The organism is Pontibacter sp. E15-1 (assembly GCF_022601975.1).
GTDB lineage: Bacteria > Bacteroidota > Bacteroidia > Cytophagales > Hymenobacteraceae > Pontibacter.
On record NZ_JAKVIR010000007.1, the window covers coordinates 109,820 to 128,718 of the forward strand.

The 18,899-nt window shown below is 52.1% G+C and carries 16 protein-coding genes; 7 read left to right on the plus strand and 9 right to left on the minus strand.

Going from position 1 to position 18,899, the window contains the following annotated elements; all coding sequences use genetic code 11:
* Positions 1 to 30: 30 nt before the first annotated feature.
* The 3 genes from MKJ04_RS06450 (at position 31) to MKJ04_RS06460 (ending at position 3,099) form a co-directional block, all read left to right on the plus strand.
* Positions 31 to 1,470 carry an SLC13 family permease gene (locus MKJ04_RS06450; RefSeq protein WP_241640459.1) on the plus strand — a complete coding sequence of 480 codons (1,440 nt, stop codon included), beginning with the start codon at positions 31 to 33 and terminating at the stop codon, positions 1,468 to 1,470.
* Between the two features lie 66 nt (positions 1,471 to 1,536).
* A complete protein-coding gene (locus tag MKJ04_RS06455) occupies positions 1,537 to 1,716 on the plus strand; it encodes a hypothetical protein (RefSeq protein WP_241640460.1) in 180 nt (59 codons plus the stop codon).
* Positions 1,717 to 2,196: 480 nt separating this feature from the next.
* Complete coding sequence (locus MKJ04_RS06460) at positions 2,197 to 3,099, plus strand: ATP-grasp fold amidoligase family protein (protein WP_241640461.1); 903 nt, start codon at positions 2,197 to 2,199, stop codon at positions 3,097 to 3,099.
* Between the two features lie 6 nt (positions 3,100 to 3,105).
* Here the strand turns inward: MKJ04_RS06460 and priA are convergent, their stop codons facing one another.
* A complete protein-coding gene (priA, locus tag MKJ04_RS06465; protein WP_241640464.1) occupies positions 3,106 to 5,637 on the minus strand; it encodes a primosomal protein N' in 2,532 nt (843 codons plus the stop codon).
* A gap of 215 nt (positions 5,638 to 5,852) precedes the next feature.
* Here priA and MKJ04_RS06470 point away from each other — a divergent pair, with 215 nt between their 5' ends.
* Entirely contained in the window at positions 5,853 to 6,704 is an 852-nt protein-coding gene (locus MKJ04_RS06470; protein ID WP_241640465.1) for an endonuclease/exonuclease/phosphatase family protein, read from the plus strand.
* Between the two features lie 472 nt (positions 6,705 to 7,176).
* On the opposite strand, the gene MKJ04_RS06475 is transcribed toward MKJ04_RS06470, so the two are convergent.
* The 6 genes from MKJ04_RS06475 to MKJ04_RS06500 all read right to left on the minus strand — a co-directional run bounded on the left by MKJ04_RS06475 (position 7,177) and on the right by MKJ04_RS06500 (position 12,161).
* Positions 7,177 to 7,803 carry a class I SAM-dependent methyltransferase gene (locus MKJ04_RS06475; RefSeq protein WP_241640466.1) on the minus strand — a complete coding sequence of 209 codons (627 nt, stop codon included), beginning with the start codon at positions 7,801 to 7,803 and terminating at the stop codon, positions 7,177 to 7,179.
* 103 nt (positions 7,804 to 7,906) lie between these two features.
* Positions 7,907 to 8,413 carry a hypothetical protein gene (locus MKJ04_RS06480; RefSeq protein WP_241640467.1) on the minus strand — a complete coding sequence of 169 codons (507 nt, stop codon included), beginning with the start codon at positions 8,411 to 8,413 and terminating at the stop codon, positions 7,907 to 7,909.
* A gap of 98 nt (positions 8,414 to 8,511) precedes the next feature.
* Positions 8,512 to 9,396: a hypothetical protein gene (locus tag MKJ04_RS06485; RefSeq protein ID WP_241640468.1), complete on the minus strand. Its 885-nt coding sequence runs from the start codon at positions 9,394 to 9,396 to the stop codon at positions 8,512 to 8,514.
* A 74-nt stretch (positions 9,397 to 9,470) separates the two neighbouring features.
* Positions 9,471 to 9,980 carry a hypothetical protein gene (locus tag MKJ04_RS06490; protein ID WP_241640469.1) on the minus strand — a complete coding sequence of 170 codons (510 nt, stop codon included), beginning with the start codon at positions 9,978 to 9,980 and terminating at the stop codon, positions 9,471 to 9,473.
* Between the two features lie 64 nt (positions 9,981 to 10,044).
* Positions 10,045 to 10,632 (minus strand): hypothetical protein, encoded by a 588-nt coding sequence (locus MKJ04_RS06495; protein ID WP_241640471.1) that lies wholly within the window; start codon positions 10,630 to 10,632, stop codon positions 10,045 to 10,047.
* 230 nt (positions 10,633 to 10,862) lie between these two features.
* Entirely contained in the window at positions 10,863 to 12,161 is a 1,299-nt protein-coding gene (locus MKJ04_RS06500) for a M20/M25/M40 family metallo-hydrolase (protein WP_241640477.1), read from the minus strand.
* A 99-nt stretch (positions 12,162 to 12,260) separates the two neighbouring features.
* Here MKJ04_RS06500 and MKJ04_RS06505 point away from each other — a divergent pair, with 99 nt between their 5' ends.
* Positions 12,261 to 13,298, plus strand: a complete 1,038-nt coding sequence (locus tag MKJ04_RS06505) for an AI-2E family transporter (RefSeq protein WP_241640478.1) — start codon at positions 12,261 to 12,263, stop codon at positions 13,296 to 13,298.
* A 158-nt stretch (positions 13,299 to 13,456) separates the two neighbouring features.
* Here the strand turns inward: MKJ04_RS06505 and MKJ04_RS06510 are convergent, their stop codons facing one another.
* Together MKJ04_RS06510 and MKJ04_RS06515 are read right to left on the minus strand one after the other, a co-directional pair.
* On the minus strand, positions 13,457 to 14,017 hold the full coding sequence (locus MKJ04_RS06510; RefSeq protein WP_241640482.1) for a GNAT family N-acetyltransferase: 561 nt from the start codon (positions 14,015 to 14,017) through the stop codon (positions 13,457 to 13,459).
* 237 nt (positions 14,018 to 14,254) lie between these two features.
* Complete coding sequence (locus MKJ04_RS06515; RefSeq protein WP_241640485.1) at positions 14,255 to 15,991, minus strand: GMC oxidoreductase; 1,737 nt, start codon at positions 15,989 to 15,991, stop codon at positions 14,255 to 14,257.
* Between the two features lie 200 nt (positions 15,992 to 16,191).
* Between MKJ04_RS06515 and MKJ04_RS06520 the strand changes: the two genes are divergently transcribed.
* Together MKJ04_RS06520 and MKJ04_RS06525 are read left to right on the plus strand one after the other, a co-directional pair.
* Positions 16,192 to 16,722 (plus strand): RBBP9/YdeN family alpha/beta hydrolase, encoded by a 531-nt coding sequence (locus MKJ04_RS06520; protein ID WP_241640489.1) that lies wholly within the window; start codon positions 16,192 to 16,194, stop codon positions 16,720 to 16,722.
* A gap of 775 nt (positions 16,723 to 17,497) precedes the next feature.
* Positions 17,498 to 18,880: a DUF4270 family protein gene (locus MKJ04_RS06525; RefSeq protein WP_241640497.1), complete on the plus strand. Its 1,383-nt coding sequence runs from the start codon at positions 17,498 to 17,500 to the stop codon at positions 18,878 to 18,880.
* The last annotated feature ends 19 nt before the right edge of the window (positions 18,881 to 18,899 follow it).

The window sequence follows — 18,899 nt, forward strand, 5'->3', positions numbered from 1 at the left end:
CCCAAAGTATATAACACACTCCCGCACCCGATGCACCTAACCCGAAGAAACGTTGGCCTCGTGCTGGCCCCCTTGCTTGCGCTGCTGGTATGGGCAATCACGCCGATGCTGGCCTATGAGGCCCGCACCGTCGCCATCATCATGACTTTTTGCCTCGTTTTCTGGATGACCGAGGTGATCCCGCTGTCGATGACGGCGTTTCTGGGGGTGCTGCTGGCGGTAATGGTGGGCGTGGCCGATATCAACACCGCCTTCCAAAACCTGGGCCATCCCATCATACTGCTGTTTATCGGGAGCTTCCTGCTGGCCCGCTCCATGACGCGCCATGGCCTCGACAAACGCATCGCCTTGTTTATCCTGTCGCGGGCGTTCTTCCAGAAAAGCTTGTTCCGGCTTTTTCTGGGCTTCTCCTCTGTCTCTTTTGTGCTGTCGATGTGGGTGAGCAACTCTGTGACGGTGGCCATGCTGCTGCCGCTCTTGCTGGGGGTGTCGCAGTTAGTCAACACGCCGGAGCAAACCCGGAACCCGAGCACGTTTTTCCTGCTGGGCATTGCCTACAGCGCCTCCATTGGCGGCATCAGTACCATCATCGGCTCGCCCCCCAACCTGATCGGCGTGAATTATCTGGAGCAACAGGGCATCACCATCGACTTTCTGCAGTGGATGCTGCTGGCCTTGCCCATCTCGCTGAGCATGTATGGGTTCATGGTGTTGTACATGCGCTACTTCCTGAAGAAATGCGCTTATAGCCAGCAGGCGGTGCAAGCCTACGTGGCGGCCCAGCACGCGCAGCACCAACGGCTGCGGCAAGGCGAAAAAGTGACGATGGGCGTTTTTGTGCTGGCGGTGTTGCTTTGGCTGTCGCCCGGCGTTTTCAACTTGCTGGGTATGGAGGAGGCCTATGCGTTTATGAGCGCCTACTTTGCCGAGAGCACGGTGGCCATTCTGGCGGCCCTGCTGCTGTTCCTGATCCCGCCGGGGCAGGAAAACGGGGGACAGGGCACACTCACCGCCGCCGATCTGGTAAAAATCGACTGGGACACGATTCTGCTGTTCGGTGGGGGTATGGCCCTGGGCCAGTTGGTGGTTTCGTCTGGTTTGGCTGATGTGATTGGCCGCAGCATTACCGCCCTGGTTGATCCTGAAAAAAGAGTCTTGTTAGTGTTTATGCTTGTCGGCATCGTGCTGCTCCTCACCGAGGTGAGCTCGAACACAGCGATTGCCATCACCTTTGTTCCCATTATCATAGGCGTGCTCCAGGGGCTTGACCTGCCGCTGCTATACCCCGTGCTGGGGGTGGTGGTGGCGTGCAGCCTTGCGTTTATGCTGCCTGTGGCCACACCACCCAACGCCATTGTGTATGGCAGCAAGCAAGTGCCAATCGGGACGATGGTGCGGACAGGCATTGTGTTGAATCTTATCGGAGTGGTTGTTACGACGTTTTGGGTAATACGCTACATGACCGGATAAGGCGCCCTGGCATCGCCTACCACTCCATTTTGCCTCTATAACGTCTACACTGCCATACCTTTCGCAATGAAAAACCGCAAAACCTACCGCCTTGTTGTCATGGTCGCCTGCTTTCTGTTTGCTGGCCTAAATCTGTTGAAAATCATTCAGGGAGCCTATACCACGATAGATGTATTCCTGTTTGTGACGTTCCTGCTTTTTGGGGGAATCTACGCGTATCTGCTCCGGAAAGACAGACAAGGCTAGGGAGGAGGTATAAAAGAAAAACCTAAGTATCTCTACTGTTCCTTCTGAACAATCAGATACTTAGGTTTTCAACTTTTAGCCAAAGGTATCCGGTTATACGCCGTCCCGGCAAATGTGTTCAAAAAAAATCAAGGAATGGCGTCTCTTTTTGTTTTTTTGTGTAATTATTAATCTATACAAATGCGGTTAAAAGTATTTTACGTATATAATTTGTGATTAAGCATATCATTTCAGCGCAAAGAGATTCATTCACCCCATACAAGGATTTCTGACACTCCACGTTAGTTAGTAAACTTCGAGTAAATGCCGTATTCGATCAATAGTCATAATAAATCTAAGCTACCCACCAATTTTTAGAATAGCGGATTGAAATTAATTCTTTTGAATAATACTATTCAAAGATGATTGATTTGTGAATATGCTATTTTCTTATCCCGTCTTAGTCAGGTATATTTTAATGATGCGTCTTAGTCTGCCCAAATGAAACAACTTACTTTAAAAGCCATCAGAAACAAATTAAAGCGGCACTACAATGAGCTGCTAGGTATAACTCCAGTTTTGTGTGGTCCATTTGAGCAGCGTATAAAGTGCAGGCACCTGGCCTACTGGAAACACGCTGATGCAGAAACTATTCGCAATACCAGCATGTCAGCTCTGGACCCAATCGAAAATTGGATGGATGTGCCTCACTGGCAACGGAAACTCAGCAATAAGCACAATGCCCGTGAATTTGCGGTGATGCATGCCTGTATGGTATCAGAATTATACTGGAAAGGGAGAGATTTGGAGCTTCTGGATTTTACTGTGTTACCTGAGAATTTTGTCATAAGGCCGACCATAGGCCATTCTTCAGGTCTGGTTTTCTTGATGCGCAAGGGAGTAAACCTGATGGACAAAAAAAGCTATACGACCGAAGCCATAAAAGAGATATTGAAGAAGGCGCTCGAAAAAAATCGATACCTCGAGTTCCTGGTAGAGGAATTCCTGACGGATGAAAAGGGGCAGTACCGCATTCCAGACGACTATAAGTTCTACACTTTCAATGGAGAGATTGCCATCATACAGGTGATTAACAGGCTGGGGCCGCGTGAAGGGTTTGACAGTTGCTATGACGCCGCGTGGAACCAAATGCCGGATATCAGCGCGCACTATCCCCCGGCTGCCAGGCAACTACCGCCCCAATGCTTGCCGGAAATGATAGCACAAGTCAAAAAGTTGAGCAAAGCCTACGGGGTGTTTGTTCGGGTAGATTTTTATGCCACGCCAAGAGGGGCAGTGTTCGGTGAGTTTACACCAACTCCTGGTTTAGGGAAGTCATTTACGCCCATGGCCGAACAGCTATTTATAGACAATTGGGGTAAGCACTGCGCAGGCACAATTTAAGATCCGTTACATCGGGTCCACGTCGGCCACTACACGTATGCCCTTGAAGTCGGGGAGGAGCTTGAGGTTGAAGATGGCCTGCGCCACTTGCCCTTTGGCGGCTTTCAGGTTGGTGTTCTCGCGGGGCAGTTTGATATGGATCTCCTGCAGGAACAGGTTCCGGATTTTGAAGATATACGGCACCTCCGGCCCCAGCACCTGCTGCTTGCCCAGACGATCGCTCAGATCTTTGGCCAGCACGATGGCGGCGTTCTCAGAAACGCGCTCCTCGGTGTGTTTTACCGTCACCTTAATCATCCGCACGAACGGGGGGTAGCCGAACCGCAGACGCTCCTCAATCTCGTGCGTGTACAAACTCTGGTAGTCGTTGTGGCGCACTTTCTCGAAGATCGGCTGCAGCGGGTCGCGGGTCTGGATAATGACGGTGCCCGGCTTGCTCTTCCGGCCGGCGCGGCCACTCACTTGCACAAAGAGTTGGTAAGCCCGCTCATGCGCCCGGTAGTCCGGAAAGTTTATGATGGTGTCGGCGTTCAGGATGCCCACCAGGCTCACGTGCTCAAAGTCAAGTCCCTTAGTCACCATCTGGGTGCCCACCAGCACGTTGGTGCGTCCGCTCTCAAAATCCGCGATAATCTGTTGGTAGCTGTTCTTCTTCTTGGTGGTGTCCAGGTCCATGCGCTGCACCTCTGCGCTGGGCAGCATCAGCTTCAGTTCATCCTCCACCTTCTCAGTGCCGAAACCCATGCTCTTGAGCGTGGTGGCACCGCAGGCGGGGCAGTCGTTGGGCATGTGCTCGTGGTAGCCACAGTAATGGCAGCGCAATTCCCTGTTGTATTTATGGTAGGAGAGGCTCACGGCGCAGTACTTGCACTTGGGTATCCAGGAGCACTCATCGCAGGAGATGAAGGGGGCATAGCCGCGTCGGTTCTGAAACAGGATAACCTGCTCCTGGCGTTGCAACCTTTCCTCGATCGCGGTTAGCAGTTGGCTGGAGAAGTGGCTGTGCATGGCCTTGCGCTGCTGCTCCCGGCGCGTATCCACCAGCTGGATGTCGGGGAGTTGGGCCTCGCCAAAGCGCTTGCTCATCGTCACTAGCCCCCAGCGGCCGGTTTTGCAGTTATAGTAGCTTTCGACGGAGGGTGTGGCGGAGCCCAGCAGCGTTTTTGCGCCCTGCAGGTTGGCCATCACCAGCGATGTTTCGCGGGCATTGTAGCGCGGGGCCGGGTCATACTGTTTGTAGCTGGCCTCGTGCTCCTCGTCCACAATCACGAGCGAGAGGGTATGGAAGGGCAGGAAAACCGCCGACCGCACCCCCACCACCACCTGAAACTTGCCCGACAGCACGCCTTGCCACACCTCCGCCCGCTCGTTGTCCGAGAACTTAGAGTGGTATACCCCCAGCTTGTCGCCAAACACCTTCATCAGGCGCGTCACGATCTGGGCGGTGAGCGCGATCTCGGGCAGCAGGTATAGCACCTGACCGCCGCCTTCCAGCGCATGCTTGATCAGGTCGATGTATACCTCGGTTTTGCCGCTGCCCGTTACGCCGTGCAGCAGCACCGTGTCTTTCTCCTTAAACAGCCCCAGAATCTCGTCCTTGGCCTGCAACTGGTGCTCCGACAGGGCCATCGGCAGCTGCTGTGGCTCGTTGTCCACGGGGAAGCGCGACACTACCTGATCAAACTGCTCGAGCACGCCCTTTTTGATGAGCGTGTTGATGGACGAGGCGGACAGGTGCGGGCTGCTGGTTAATAGATTTTTCTCGATGCCTCTGGCATTCAGGTGAACGTCCTGGTGCACCGGTACTTTCTGCAGGTAGTTCAGCAGGATGTCGAGCTGCTTTGGTTGGGGGGCGAGTTGGTTGAAAAGCTCTTCCAGCATACCCTCTTCGCGCACAAAATGCTCCGACAGGCGCACCTTCTTCACCACCTTGGGCGAGAACTTGTCGCTCACCTGCTCATATATAATGATGGCGTCTTTCTGGATCAGCGACTTAATGAACTTGTGGTAGCTCTTGAGTTGGAGCAGGTTGCTGACATCAGTAAAGGTGAGCGCCTGGTTTTGCTGCAGCGCAAAGATGATTTTCTCTTCCTGCGGCGCAAACGTGATCTCGTCTTCTTCGGGGTTGTAGTGCGGGTGCAGCTGTATCCGCGACTCGCTGCTGAGCTTGAGGGCCGAGGGCAGGGCCGCGTTGATCACCTCCCCCAGGGTACACATGTAATAATCCGCGATCCACTTGAACAGCTTCAGCTGCGGGGCGGTCACGATGGGGGTATCGTCCAGCACATCCAGCACGTACTTGGCCTGGTAGTCGGCGGGGGCGTTTTCGTGGATGTCGGCCACAATGCAGCTCAGCACCCTTTTCCCTCCGAACTGCACAATTACCCGCACGCCCACCAGCACCTCGTCGTTCATCTCGAAGGGGACGCGGTAGGTATACAGCTTGGGCAGCGGCAGCGGCAGGATCACGTCGGCAAACAACGTAACGCGGTCGGTGGCCGGCTCGGGGGGGTAATTAAAGTTTAAAAGCTCAGACAAGGGTGTTTCTACTTTAGTAATGACAAAGGTCGTAAAAAAAGGGCGATGTTGGTAATCTGAAGCGGCGCATGTTCAGGCGTTGTTTGTATACCGGGCAGAGGTGCATTTCACGGATAAAAAGCTTACCTTAATCTCTGGAAACAGGAAGGCGCTGTGCGTGTTGCGGCAGCGCCATACCCCTTTCCCCAGACAAGCTAACAAACGACAAAAGCGATATGTTAAAAAAGACATTTTTCCTGATGAGCCTGCTGTTTCTTTGTGGCGCAGCGGCCTTTGCCCAGAAAAGCAGCCTGCGCGTAGCGACGTATAACATCCGCTACGACAATGTGAGCGACACCGTGAATGCCTGGGGCAAGCGCCTGCCTGTGCTGGCCGACCAGATCCGGTTTCAGGAGTTCGATATTTTCGGGACGCAGGAAGTGCTGCTGCACCAACTGCAGGGGATGGCCAAGGCACTGACAGGGTATAAGCACATTGGGGTAGGGCGCGACGATGGCAAGGAGAAGGGCGAGTTTGCCGCTGTTTTCTACCGTGCCGATAAGTTCGATTTGCTGAAGCAGGGAAATTTCTGGCTCTCCGAAACACCCGACAAGCCGGGCAAAGGCTGGGACGCTGATTTCCCGCGCGTTTGCACGTGGGGGCAGTTTAAAGCGAAGGACACTGGCCTCAGCTTTTATTTTTTCAACGTCCACTTCGACCACATGGGCGAGCAGGCGCGCCGGGAGAGCGTGAAACTGATGCTGCAAAAGATCAAACAGATTGCCGGTACCGCACCCGCCATCTTTGTCGGCGATTTTAACTTCAGCCAGAAAGACGAGAAGTATACCACCCTCAGCACCTCTGGCCTCCTGCAGGACGCCTACCAACTGGCCGATGTGCGTTTTGCGCCCCGTGGCACCTTCAACGGCTTTGAGGCTACCCGCAAAACCGATGAGCGCATCGACCACATCTGGCTCACTTCCGGCTTCAAGGTAAGCCGCTACGGCATCCTGACCTCCACCTACAGCAACGGAAAATTCCCCTCAGACCACTTTCCGGTGATGGCAGAGGTGGTTTATGAGAAGTAGCATGAGGACACAAGACACAAGACACAAGTATCAAGACACAAGATAAAGAGTGTGAGGTTTGTGAAGTTGATGAAAGGATTATTTGAAGTAATTTGTAGAAACCCACCCCTGCACCTCTTAAGAGGGGAATTTGGTTCATGAGAAAACGCTTGCCATCGCGCGCGTCTCGCGCGTGTAAGGGATAATTGGGCCTCTGGCCCATTCGAGTCACAGACTCGACATCAATTTGAGACACCCCGAAAGCTTTCGGGACGCCAGTAAGATAGGCTATTGGAGACTGATAACTGCATTTTCATCCCCCTACCCCCTTCAAAGGGGGACAATCGGCATGAGTGGAAAAGTATAGCGGCCGCAGCTATGACCTATGAAACAATCCCAGTAAGAATTAAAAACAGCAAACTCCCCACCTGGGGGTAGGGGCCCTCTATCGGACAAGGAGGGGCTAGAGGTGGTTTGACCCGGTAAACCAAACTTATACCTTCCGAAGCAACAAAGTCAGAATACGCGGAATCTCGGCCCTGTCGTTATTGTCAAAAAACTCGTTAATGTCTACCACCGCAAGGCCGTGTTGCTTTGCCGCCTGCACAAAATCAGAGATGTGGTGGGTATAGCAGGTGACAATTTGCAGCCCTTTCTCGGTATCAAACCGAGCTTTGCTGCCGCTATACTGCTTAAAAGGATGCAATTCCCCGAGGTATACATAACCGCCCGGCACCAAGGCTTTTGCAACTTCCTTAAAAACGGCTTCCAGATTTTCGATGTGCTCCAGCACAAGGCTAAAGCTGACAAGATCATAGTGCTCTGCTCCAAATGCCCAAGGCTGGGTGATATCGGCCTGCACAAACAAAACCCGCTCAGAAGTGATTTTCTCCCTGGCCTTTGCCAGCATCTCCACAGAAAAATCCACGGCGGACACGTGCGCTGCCTGTTCCAGAAGCCATTCGGTGTTCTTCCCGGTGCCGCAGCCAATTTCCAGGCAATTCCGGAAGGGGATTTCTGCTAAAACGGTGCGTAAGGCTTTTGCCTCCAGATCTCGTGTTCTGTTCAGGTTGGTGTCGTACTGGGCAGCCCAGATGTCGTAAGCGTGTTTAGGGTCCATAGTGGGAGGTAGTGTTTAACGGACTGGGTTATAAGGGAGGCGTAGCTTGCTTATAGGTGTTAATTTGAGTATTCTTCTATGACCAAAGGTTCAAGGTATTTCTCTATTCTTTAAATACGCTCAATGAATTCCAGTACATTCCCATTTGCCCTCTTTTATTCATGACTTTTCTATCAATCTTTTCAGGGAATGCGTCTGGTTTCGCACCTTCTACAAATTCATTTAGATTCATGAACTTTGGAAATCGTTGAAATACATAATCCCAAGCCGCATAGTAGTTAAGCATCCAATGAAATTCAGAATCAAGGTTGCTATTCCCAATTTTTGCATCAATAAGGCTAATTATTCTTAATTCTGCCTGTTCATCAACTTCATTAACTCCAGTTAAGTAGTTAGGTTCGGTTAGGGCATACCATTGAATAAAAAGCCCTCGCTTTAATGCCTCGGAATTCTCTTTTGCCAGTAGTGAGTACTGCAGATGTACTTGTTTATAGGAGGCGAAAACCTCAATTAACTTTTTATCAGAATCAATCGTCATTTCTTGGTAGTATAAGTCCATGACGATAGAGTAAAGATTGTTTTCTGTCTGAGCTAATTCTTCTAAAGTCATTTCTATATTTTAAACTTACCCCTATCGTGTTCATGCTATAATGTGGACGAGGCATAGCCGAAACCTAAATTATGCACCTTGTTGGTGGTTAGTTGATATTATTCGTTCTTACCGTAGCTGTCGTGAATTACTTTATTGTCATAGTAGAGGTGATTTCCTTTGGCACCACTTCTTACCTTATCTATGAAATACTTATAAAAATAGTCCTCAAGCTGATTTGAATTTAAGGATTCTAGCTTATGCATGTCCTTCTGGTCTACCCCACTAAATAACCCTCCTGTTACATAGCTGCTAATCACACTGTCCAGTAGTATCACCACTTTATCAGAGGTAATATTTGTTATGCTTGCAAGCGCTGTAACATCTGCCTTTAATTCCGGCAGGTAGAAATATAGATAAAAGAGCGAGTCATTAAGATTTTGATGCAGTGCATTGCTGTAGCCATGTGCGGGACTAATCCGATTGAAGAATTCTTCTTTGCTCATATCAAGAACAAATGACCTGTCGGTGTCTGCTTCTAACTTTACCTCCTGTCTTGGAAGTGTAGTTGCGGTAAAAGAGAACAACGAGGCAATTGCCAGAATGGCTACTACTGGGCTTTTAAAACTAAAACTTTGATAACTTATAGAAGTAAAATACCTGTAAGAAAGTGGAAGAATCAGAAGTGTAAAGAGGTCAGAGTAGTCGATTGTCCTATGAAAACCAATGCCGATGCTGTTTCCAAAATCTATCAAAGACTGTGAAAAAGAAGACTTCCAACCTATAAAAGCAAATGCAGTCGCCCAATATATTATTTTTCTGTATTGCGGCTTTACTGAGGAGAAGAAATAAGGGAAAATGAAAAGTCCAGCGACATCCGAAAGTTTGCCTGTCAATTCATTAGAAAACGAGTACTTCAGGTAAAAGTCGTTAAGTAACAGGGTAACTAAACCTACTACAAAAAGAGGAGCCTTTATATTTCCTATTTGTGTGTCTCTTTTCATAGAGTCAATTACTACTCAACGGACTTTGCTAAATTGTGGCGTAGCTAAAGTTTAGGTGTGGTTATGGGTTGTTATTATTCAATTCTTATCTCTTCAGAAACCTGCTCTATTAAATCAGCGCAGTTTAAAACGAATTGACCATCTACCTCTACAAATGTAGAAACTTCTGAAACATCTCCTTCCTCAAAGAAATTCTCTCCCGGCATTTTTATCCTAAAAGGTAATGACCCAGATTTTGCAACAAGTATATCATAGCTCTTTCCTTTGCCATGTTTAAGTACATTGATAGCATAATAGAAGTCTATGAAGCGGTCGTGGAGTTCATCTTTGCCTTTTTGAATAAGTATCTTTTTTGCCTCTTCAAAACCATTGCGGCATGATAACTCTTCTTGCAATATTGATTCAAATATTGAAAACATACCAGTAGCTAATATTACTTTTTGTAATTGAATCATCTGTAGATTCTTAACAGCAATACTTGATGCCCCTGTTTGTAATTCATTTAATATTTTAGAATTCGCTTCTTCCAATGCATTCAATGTAAATGCTGTACTTCTATATATTAAGTCGTCAAAGTTGTGCATATTTTTAATTGGCCATAACGGACTTGTGTAGCCGAGCATAAAGGCTACACTTGGTTGGGTATAGTTATATTTTCACAAGTGATTTCTTATCCAGCACCTTCCAATCCCTCTTTTCCTTTACAAGTAGTAAAGTCCAAGACTCTCCACATAAGATGTAGTGACATATATGGTTGATGGTGATAAATGCTTTTTTGCCGTCTGCTGTAAATACTGGCTTCCCGATGGAATAGTAGACAAAACCACTTCTTGACTTATACTCCTTATTTTGATTGTCTTTATCTATTCGAGTTGTTATTTGGTTGATGGAATCTTGAGTAATAAGCGCAACACCTTCAAGCAATTCTCTTCTGATACTATTTTGCTCTTCATTCTGCCCATCCAAGTATAACTTATCTGCTTGGGTTAACCTGTTCTTATTTTTAGCTTTTTTGTCCACAAAGAAGTCGCTATACCTTGTCTTCGTAAACTTGTCTATGACAAGGTAGCTTCTCTTTTCATTATCAAGAACAGGCACAGAATCAAGAACTAAAGCAGCCTTCACTACTTCATACACTTTTGGTTCATTGGGTACAGTTTGGCTATAAGCAATTTGTTTGCTAATAAAACTTAATAGCAGCATTGCAGTTGAAACTATGCCAATTGAACCTTTCATTCCTTTATTACTTATTTTACCCCTAACTACCTCGAAAGCGTAAACATACGCTTTTAGTACCTATATCCGCAGCTCCCCAAAGCCAGAAAATCAACTCAGGGCTACTACTTTTGGAACATCCAGCCCACGAATTCCTTGTTTTTATTCTCTCCGATGCGGTAAGCTTTGTCGCGCCTGTTACTGCTAAGTAAGCCGTTCCTAATCGTGGTTTTACGGAACCTCGTAGTTCTCTACTTCACCTGCGAGGTATCCACCCGCGTTGGGGTATCTTCTCCGTTTACCACACCTGCCGAGCCCAGCGCGATGGCTTTGATCATGTTGGTGAGGTGGGCCATGTCCAGTTGCGACAGTTCGTCTTTCACGGTATGGTAGGTCTTGTCCTGGTCTATCTGCACCGACGAGATGGTATGGGCGGGCACACCCAGGCGGGCTAGCGTGGCGTTGTCGGAGCGGTAGAAGAGGTTCTGCTCGGGGTATGGATCGGGGTGGATGCTGTAGGGCGTGCCTTGCAGGCGCTTTTGCACCAGGGTGCCCAGGTCGGAGCGCTCGAAGCCGGTGAGGTAGGCGCTGTTCGGCCCGAATTTAGAGGGCTTGCCCACCATCTCGATGTTGAACATGGCCACGATCTGGTCGGGGTTGAGTTGCTCCGAGAAGTACTTCGAGCCATACCCCCCGATCTCCTCCGCCGCGAAGGCCACAAACAACAGCGAGCGCTCAGGCTGCGGTTGCCGCTTGTAATAATCGGCCAGTAGCAGCATGGCTGTCGTTCCGGCGGCGTTATCGTCGGCCCCGTTGGCAATGCTGTCGCCGGCCACAGGTTGCTGGATACCGATATGGTCGTAATGGCCCGAGAACACCACGAACTCGTCCTTGCGTTTGCCCTCGATCATACCGCCCACGTTGGTTAGCTGTAACTGCTCGATCCTGTTCTCCATCTCAAGTGTATACTTCCGGGCATGGGGCATGTCGGTGAGTATAAAGACTTTGCTACCGCCCTGGCCGAGTTGCTTTTTCACGCTGCCGCTGCCCAGGTACTGCTGGTAGCGGCTAAACAGTTCTTCGTGCTTTGGGTGCACCAACACCAGCACATCCTCGGTCTCCTTATTCAGTTCCCCGAGCACCGTCCTGAAATCGGCCAGCTCCCCAACCGTCACGACCTTGCGATCCTGCTTGTTTTTCCACTCCAGCTCCTGCGCGTCGGTGATGGCAAACATGTGGGTTGCGGGTATCTTTTTGCGGTTCAGCTTTACTTCTTTTTCCTGAGGCAAAACGCGGTACATCGTAAACGTCTGCCGGAAACCGTTTTCGCCAGGCAGCGGCTGCAGGCCGATGCGCTGAAATTCCTGCTGGATAAAATCGGCCGCTTTCTCAATGCCGGGCGTGAACGAGGCGCGGCCCTGCATGTCGTCGGCGCTGAGGGTCTGGACGATGCGCGTTACCTCGGGTTGCGTAATGGGGGAGAGGTCCTGGGCCAAGGCCGCCATGCCGGAGCCACAGGCAAGCAGCAACAGGGCAATTGTTTTTTTCATGGGAAAATGCGTTAGAAAGATTACCGAAAGCTGAGCTGGCAAAGGCACGTTTTACACCCTGTGCAAACGTGGCTTCGTAACTCAAATATATTCAAATCTATGAACAATCGTGCACAGATAAACTGGCTGAAGTGGCTGCAGTATACCCTGCTGATTGCGGTGCTGCTTTACTTCGGCCGCACGCTGTTTATACCCCTGAGCTTTGCCCTCCTCATCAGCTTTGTGCTATACCCCATCTGCCGTTGGCTGGAGCGGAAAAAACTGCCGCGCTGGAGTGCGATAACAGTTTGCCTGCTGCTGTTGCTCGTGCTGGTGGGCGCTCCCGTTTTTGTGCTGATGCGGCAGGTGGTGCGCTTTACGGAGGAGTGGCCGCTGCTGCAGCAGAAACTGCTCCGCACCTGGGCCGACCTGAGCGAATACCTCTCCCAGCACCTTGGCTTTGATGCCGAGCGCCAACTGAACTGGACCGAGAAGGTGGCGGCCAACGCCACGAACATGGCCTTCAGTATGGTGCAGGATATTCTCTATACCTCGGCGGTGTCGGTGGTGCTGTTGGTCCTGATCCCGTTGTATGTGGCCCTTATCCTGTATAACCGCGAGCAACTTGCCAAGGCACTGTATGCCCTCTTTCCGGCGGGCGAACACAAGAAAGTGCAGCAGGTCCTGCACGAAACCATCACGACTTACTATAATTTCATCAAAGGCATGTTTATCGTGTATGTGGTGGTGGCGATTCTGAACTCGGTGGGTTTGCTGTTGCTGGGCATCCCGCACGCGCTCTTCTTTGGGGTTATCGCCTCCATTCTCACGTTTATACCCTACGTGGGCATCACCATCGGGGCCGTCCTGCCAATGGCCGTGGCCTGGATCACCTACGACTCCGTGTGGTACCCGTTTGGGGTGGTGCTGGTGTTCACGGGGGTGCAGTACCTGGAGGCGAATATTATTTTTCCGTGGGCGGTGAGTTACCGGCTGCAGGTGAACATGCTGTTCACGCTGCTGGCCATCGTGGCGGGCGGTATTCTGTGGGGCGCTTCCGGTATGATCCTGTTCATTCCTTTCCTGGCCATCCTCAAGCTGGTGGCCGACAAGTATACCTCCATGCGGCCCATCTCGCTGCTACTAGGCAATAAGTAAAACGCTCTTTTCTGATAGCAGGATTGTTCCTGGGTATAGGGCAACTTCAATCGGAACGGCAGAAAACTCCCATCCTTGCATAAGGAGAGGCAGGGGATGGTTAGACTCCTCACTGCGAGTTGTTCCGTAACGAGAAATATCACCCTAAAACAGGTAGTCTACTCCGCCAAAAACTCCGGCTGCAGGAGGCTGTATACCTCCAGGTCGTGGAAACGCCCGTTCAGGTACTCGCCGTCCCGTTGCACGCCCTCCAGCGTAAAGCCCAGTTTCTGCGGGATGTTGCTGCTCCGGAGGTTGCCCACGCCGGTCTTTATCTGGATGCGGTGAAGGCCCATTTTGCCGAAGGCGTGCTGCAGCAGGGCCTTGCAGGAACGGCGCATCAGGCCAAGCCCCTGCAAATCGCCCGAAAGCCAGTAGCCCATCTCCGCCGCGCGGTTAACCATGTCAATCCCCTTAAAGCCGACAATGCCTGCGATATCCTGCTGGTAGAGGATCACATACACCTCCTCCGAATCGTTTTTGCGGTCTGTCACGGCCCGCAGGTAGGCCTTGGTGTCCAGCGCCGACACGCTGAAATCGACGAAGGGAAGCCACTCGCGCAGGTAAGACCGGTGGGTGTCGATGAGTTGATACAGGCTGAAGGCGTCGTCTGGGGAGGCCAGCCGCAGGTACAGGTCGTCCGCGACGGCTATTTGTGAACTCGGAAAGCTTATTCTCATAGGGTGGGTATAACTGAACTCCTAAAGTAAGAAGCTACGCCCAAAGATTGCAACAGAATTGACTGAAAATGAGCGATGGACCGTAGTTTTGAGGGAAACGCAGGGTATGGGTGGTGAAAATCAGTGCAATTAACCCGCTATCAGCCGTTTTTAAGAAAACCGTATACCGCCTGCCATGCTCTGGTGAACAAACAGGACATACCTACGCGCAAACGCTTATACCCCTTGCGCACCATGCTACAGGTTTTGCTTTCTGAGCTCGGAGACGGCATGGGTGGCGGCACGCGCCGTGAGCGCCATGTATAAAATAGACGGGCTCTGATTGCCAGTGCTCGTCATGCAGGCTCCGTCTGTCACGAACACGTTTTTGCAGTGGTGCAGCTGGTTCCATTCGTTCAGCAGCGAATTTGCAGGGTCTTTGCCCATCCGCACGCCGCCCATCTCGTGAATGTCCAGCCCGGGGGCCTGCTTGTTGTCGTAGGTATGGATGTCGGTGCAGCCAGCCTTTTCCAGCATCTCGCGGCTCTGTGTCAGAAAATCCTGCACCATCTTCTCGTCGTTGGCATCATACCCCACCGAGGTCACGAGCAACGGGATGCCCCACTGGTCTTTCTGGTCGGGGCTCAGGCGCACGTGGTTGCTTTCCTTCAGGATGGTTTCGCCCTGCATGTACATGTTCACACGCCACGTGCCCGGTTGGGTTAGCTGCTCTTTGTAGGCCGCCCCAATGGTTGGCCCTGTTGTTTCAGGGTTTGCGCGCGGCCGGTAAGCACTCAGAAAGGTGGTATAGCCGCCCACAAAGTCGGTGTCCTGCTCGTGCAGGTTGCGGAAGTTGGCCAGTATCGGCTCGGTGGGGTTGCGCACAAAATAGTACTTGTCCTCATACCCCTCCATGGCCGCGTTCGCGGAGCCCCTGTAGATATGAAAGCCCACATGCTTGCCCAGCAGGCCGCTGTCGTTGCCGAGCCCGTTGGGGAAGCGGTTGCTGGTGGAGTGAAGCAGGATCAGGTTGCTGTTCAGGGCCGAGGCGTTCACAAAAATGGTTTTCGCAAAGTACTCGGTGGCCTCGTTTGTATTGGTGTCAATCACGCGTACGCCGGTCGCCTTGCCTTTCGCTTCGTCATAGATAAGCGAGTGCACCACCGAAAAGGGCCGGATGGTGAGGTTGCCCGTTTTCGCGGCCCAGGGCAGGGTAGAGGACACGGAGCTGAAGTAGCCGCCATACGGGCAGCCTCGCATGCACAGGTTTCGGGAGAGGCACCTGCCCCGGCCCTGCTGCAAATGGATATCCTGAGGCTGCGACAGGTGCGCCCAGCGGCCCTGCACCAGGTAGCGGTTGCCGTAATGCTCCAGAAAGCGCTTTTGCAACGCCTGCTCCACACAGTTCAGGTCGAAGGGCGGCAGGAACTCCCCATCGGGCATGGCCTCGATGCCGTCGTTGTTGCCGCATACGCCTATAAATTTCTCCACGTGGGCGTACCAGGGGGCCACATCGGCATACCGGATGGGCCAGTCGAGGCCATACCCCAGGCGTACGGGGCCACTGAACTCGAAGTCGCTCCACCGCTGGCAGGCCCGCCCCCAGGTCAGCGACTTGCCGCCCACTTGGTAGCCCCTGATCCAGTCGAAAGGCTTTTCCTGCACGTAGGGGTGGTCTTTGTCCTGGATGAAGAAGTGTGCGGTGTCCTCGCCAAAGCCTGCCGCCTTGCTGATCAGCGGGTTTTCCTGCAGGAAATCGGCGGTCATCCGGCCACGGTGCTCCAGCTCCCACGGGGCCTTGTCGGCGGTGGGGTAATCTTTGAGGTGCTCTACATTGCGGCCGCGCTCCAGCACAAGCGTTCGCAGGCCCTGCTCGCAGAGCTCTTTGGCCGCCCAGCCCCCGCTTATTCCCGACCCGATCACGATGGCGTCGTAGGTATGGCCAGCCCTGGCCGGGCCGTTTATGTTGAAGTTAGCCGTGTCTTTTTGCATCATCCCTCCTGATTTTCAATACACTTCGTATCCTTTCATCAAAGTACATAAATTTTGAGAATATCCCTTCAAATCCTGGCCACTTTGCACGTGATGGGGTATGGCTTAGAGTCGGAGAGTACATTTTCTTAAAAAAGAGGAAGGCTTTGCCAGCCGAGAGCTATCTTTGATAACGGCTGACGCAGCCACAAACCCGAACTGCCATGGAACCCACGATACTGATTATACCAGGCCTCGGAAGCTCCGGCCCGCAGCACTGGCAAACCCTTTGGGGGCAGCAGCACCCTGAATTCGTGCGGGTGGAACAGCTGGACTGGGAAACCCCTGCCTGTAACGACTGGGTTGCGACCCTGGACGAGGCCGTGCGCCAGCACCCTCCCGGGCAGGTGGTGCTGGTGGCCCACAGCCTGGCCTGCATCGCGGGGGCCTTTTGGGCAAGGCAGCACAAGCGCCCCATTCGGGCGGCGTTGCTGGTGGCCCCCGCTGATACCGAGGCCGCGGGCTTCCCGGGCGGCACCAGCGGGTTTGCGCCGATCCCGATGGAAAAACTGCCGTTCAAAAGCCTGGTGGTGGCCAGCACCAACGACCCATACATCACGGACACCCGTGCCCGTGCGCTTGCCGCAGCCTGGGGAAGCGATTTTGTGTCTGTTGGGGAGGCGGGGCATATCAACAGCGATGCCGGTTTAGGAGGTTGGGCGCAGGGGTTGAGCTTTCTGGAAAGGATACGTTAACAGCGGCTTTCTATAATATGCCGTTATTTTAACGTGAAGTCGGTAATATCGCGGTGGTATCTAGATTTGAAACTCCTTCTTTTCATAGCCTGCTTTGCGCTCCACGCCTAGGGTAGGGGCCCTATTTAAGCTGGGGCGCGTTTTTCCGCTCGGCGCTGTGTACATTTCCTGCCTAACGGCTGCCACTGACGTGGCACCGGAAATCTACAAATAGAGGGCCCCTACCCCCGGCGCCTCCCGGAAAAACTGGGAATCATTTTGCTTTGTTCTGACATTAGAATACCCTCAATGGCTATAAACTTCATTTTGAAGTTATTCAACCTAAAGTAATTCTCGAGTTCACTTTATTTTATGCCTTTAAAACCAATCTTTGCTGAAGTCTGGTTAGTGAGGCGACAGTATTACAGGTTTTGACTACGCTCACTTTTTAAGTTTATAGTAAGGCTATAGGCAGTTTTCTCGAGTTGATAGCACTTGCTATTTTTAGAAAATGCTGTTGCCGATGAGTTAGCAGGCAAGAGAGGATGCTCCAGCATCAACCAATCCCAGCCTTTATTCAATTGCATCTCGAAGGCACACCAAACGGTAGGTTGGTTCACAATTATCCTGTGTCCGCTTCACCCTTCAATTTGTCCGCTTCGGGCATATACCTCCTCAAAAAAAGCCATCTCTTGCCAACCTTTGCTACCGGCAGTATGTAAGGCGGCACTTGTTCCTGGCTCTTTCCAATACTTATTCGCTTCAGCAGCTGCTTTTCATACATCAAAAGCGAACAATGAAAAGAACCTATGCTATAGCTTTAAACAGGCCAAGTCGGCTCTGGCTGTTACTGACAGGGCTCACGCTGGTCCTCGCCTCCTGCGACGACCCCGGCGACGTTGGCCTGGAAGTGCTGGACGAGGACATTTCGGCCTACTATACCGATACCGTGACGGTGGACGTGTCCACGGTGCTGCTCGATTCGGTGGTGACGTCGGGCACTGGTGCGCTGCTGGTGGGGCAGTATACCGATGCCATTGTGGGTATAACCGCCGCAAGCGCCTATGTTCAGGTAGGGCTTGGCGAGAGCTGGACTTTGCCCCAGGACGCCCTTTTCGATTCACTCCGTTTGGTTCTGCCTTATTCCGGGTACAGCTATGGGGATACCACGCAGGCCCTGCATCTGGAGGTATACAGCCTGAGCGAAAACATCAGCCCGGTGGACCTGCCCCCCTATGTTGGTTCCGAGGAAGCACTCTCTTACTTTTATACCGGCACGGGGCTGTACAATACAAGCCGCACTGCCACGAAGACCGCTCCCCTCAGCACCTATACCTTCCGGCCGAGGCCTACCAGCAACGACAGTGTGTTTGTGCCGCTGCCCGAGGCTATGGGGCAGGAATGGCTGCGGCTGAAAGCGGAAAGCGATACGAAACTCGCCAGTTCCAACGAGTTTCTGGACTACTTCAAAGGAATCAGGCTGAACACGACGGATGCTCCCGGGGCGGTGGTCGGGTTTACTGCGGCAGGAAGCGTGCTGCGCCTTTACTATTCCACTGCCTCCGGTGAAACGGCGCAGCATCTCTACCACGACTTCCCGGTTACCACGGGTTCCACACAATACAACCAACTCGGCACCGGCTTCGGCTCGTCTGCGTTTAGCGGCCTTGTGCGCGGCGGCTTACCCGTGGCCAGCACCGAAACTGCCGACATGGGCTTGGCGCAGGCAGGCGCAGGCATCATGATAAAAATCGACTTTCCGCACCTGTCCGGTATGAAAGGCATCTTGAATCCCGCGCTACTCAATGCCGCCGTACTGGAGCTATACCCTATACCGGGAACCACGCAGTACCCATACCCCCTGCCAGCCTCGGTGGCGCTGTACGAAACCGACCAGAGCAATGTGCCCCTGAACCAACTGTTGATGGGAGTGTCGGGGGAGGAGTACCAGCAAGCCGCGCTAACGTCGGACAACGCGTATGGCCTGGACGCAAAGTACCAGTTTTACATCACAGAATACCTCATCAGCAGGCTGAGCGGGGGCAACAGCAACCAGGCCCTCCTGTTGGCCGCCCTCCCGAGCGCCTATATCCAGACCGTCAACCGGCTGGTGGTAGGCGGAACGAACCACCCGACACAACGGGCAAAGCTGAAGCTATACTTTACCAAAATCCAATAATACCTAAACAGAACATAAC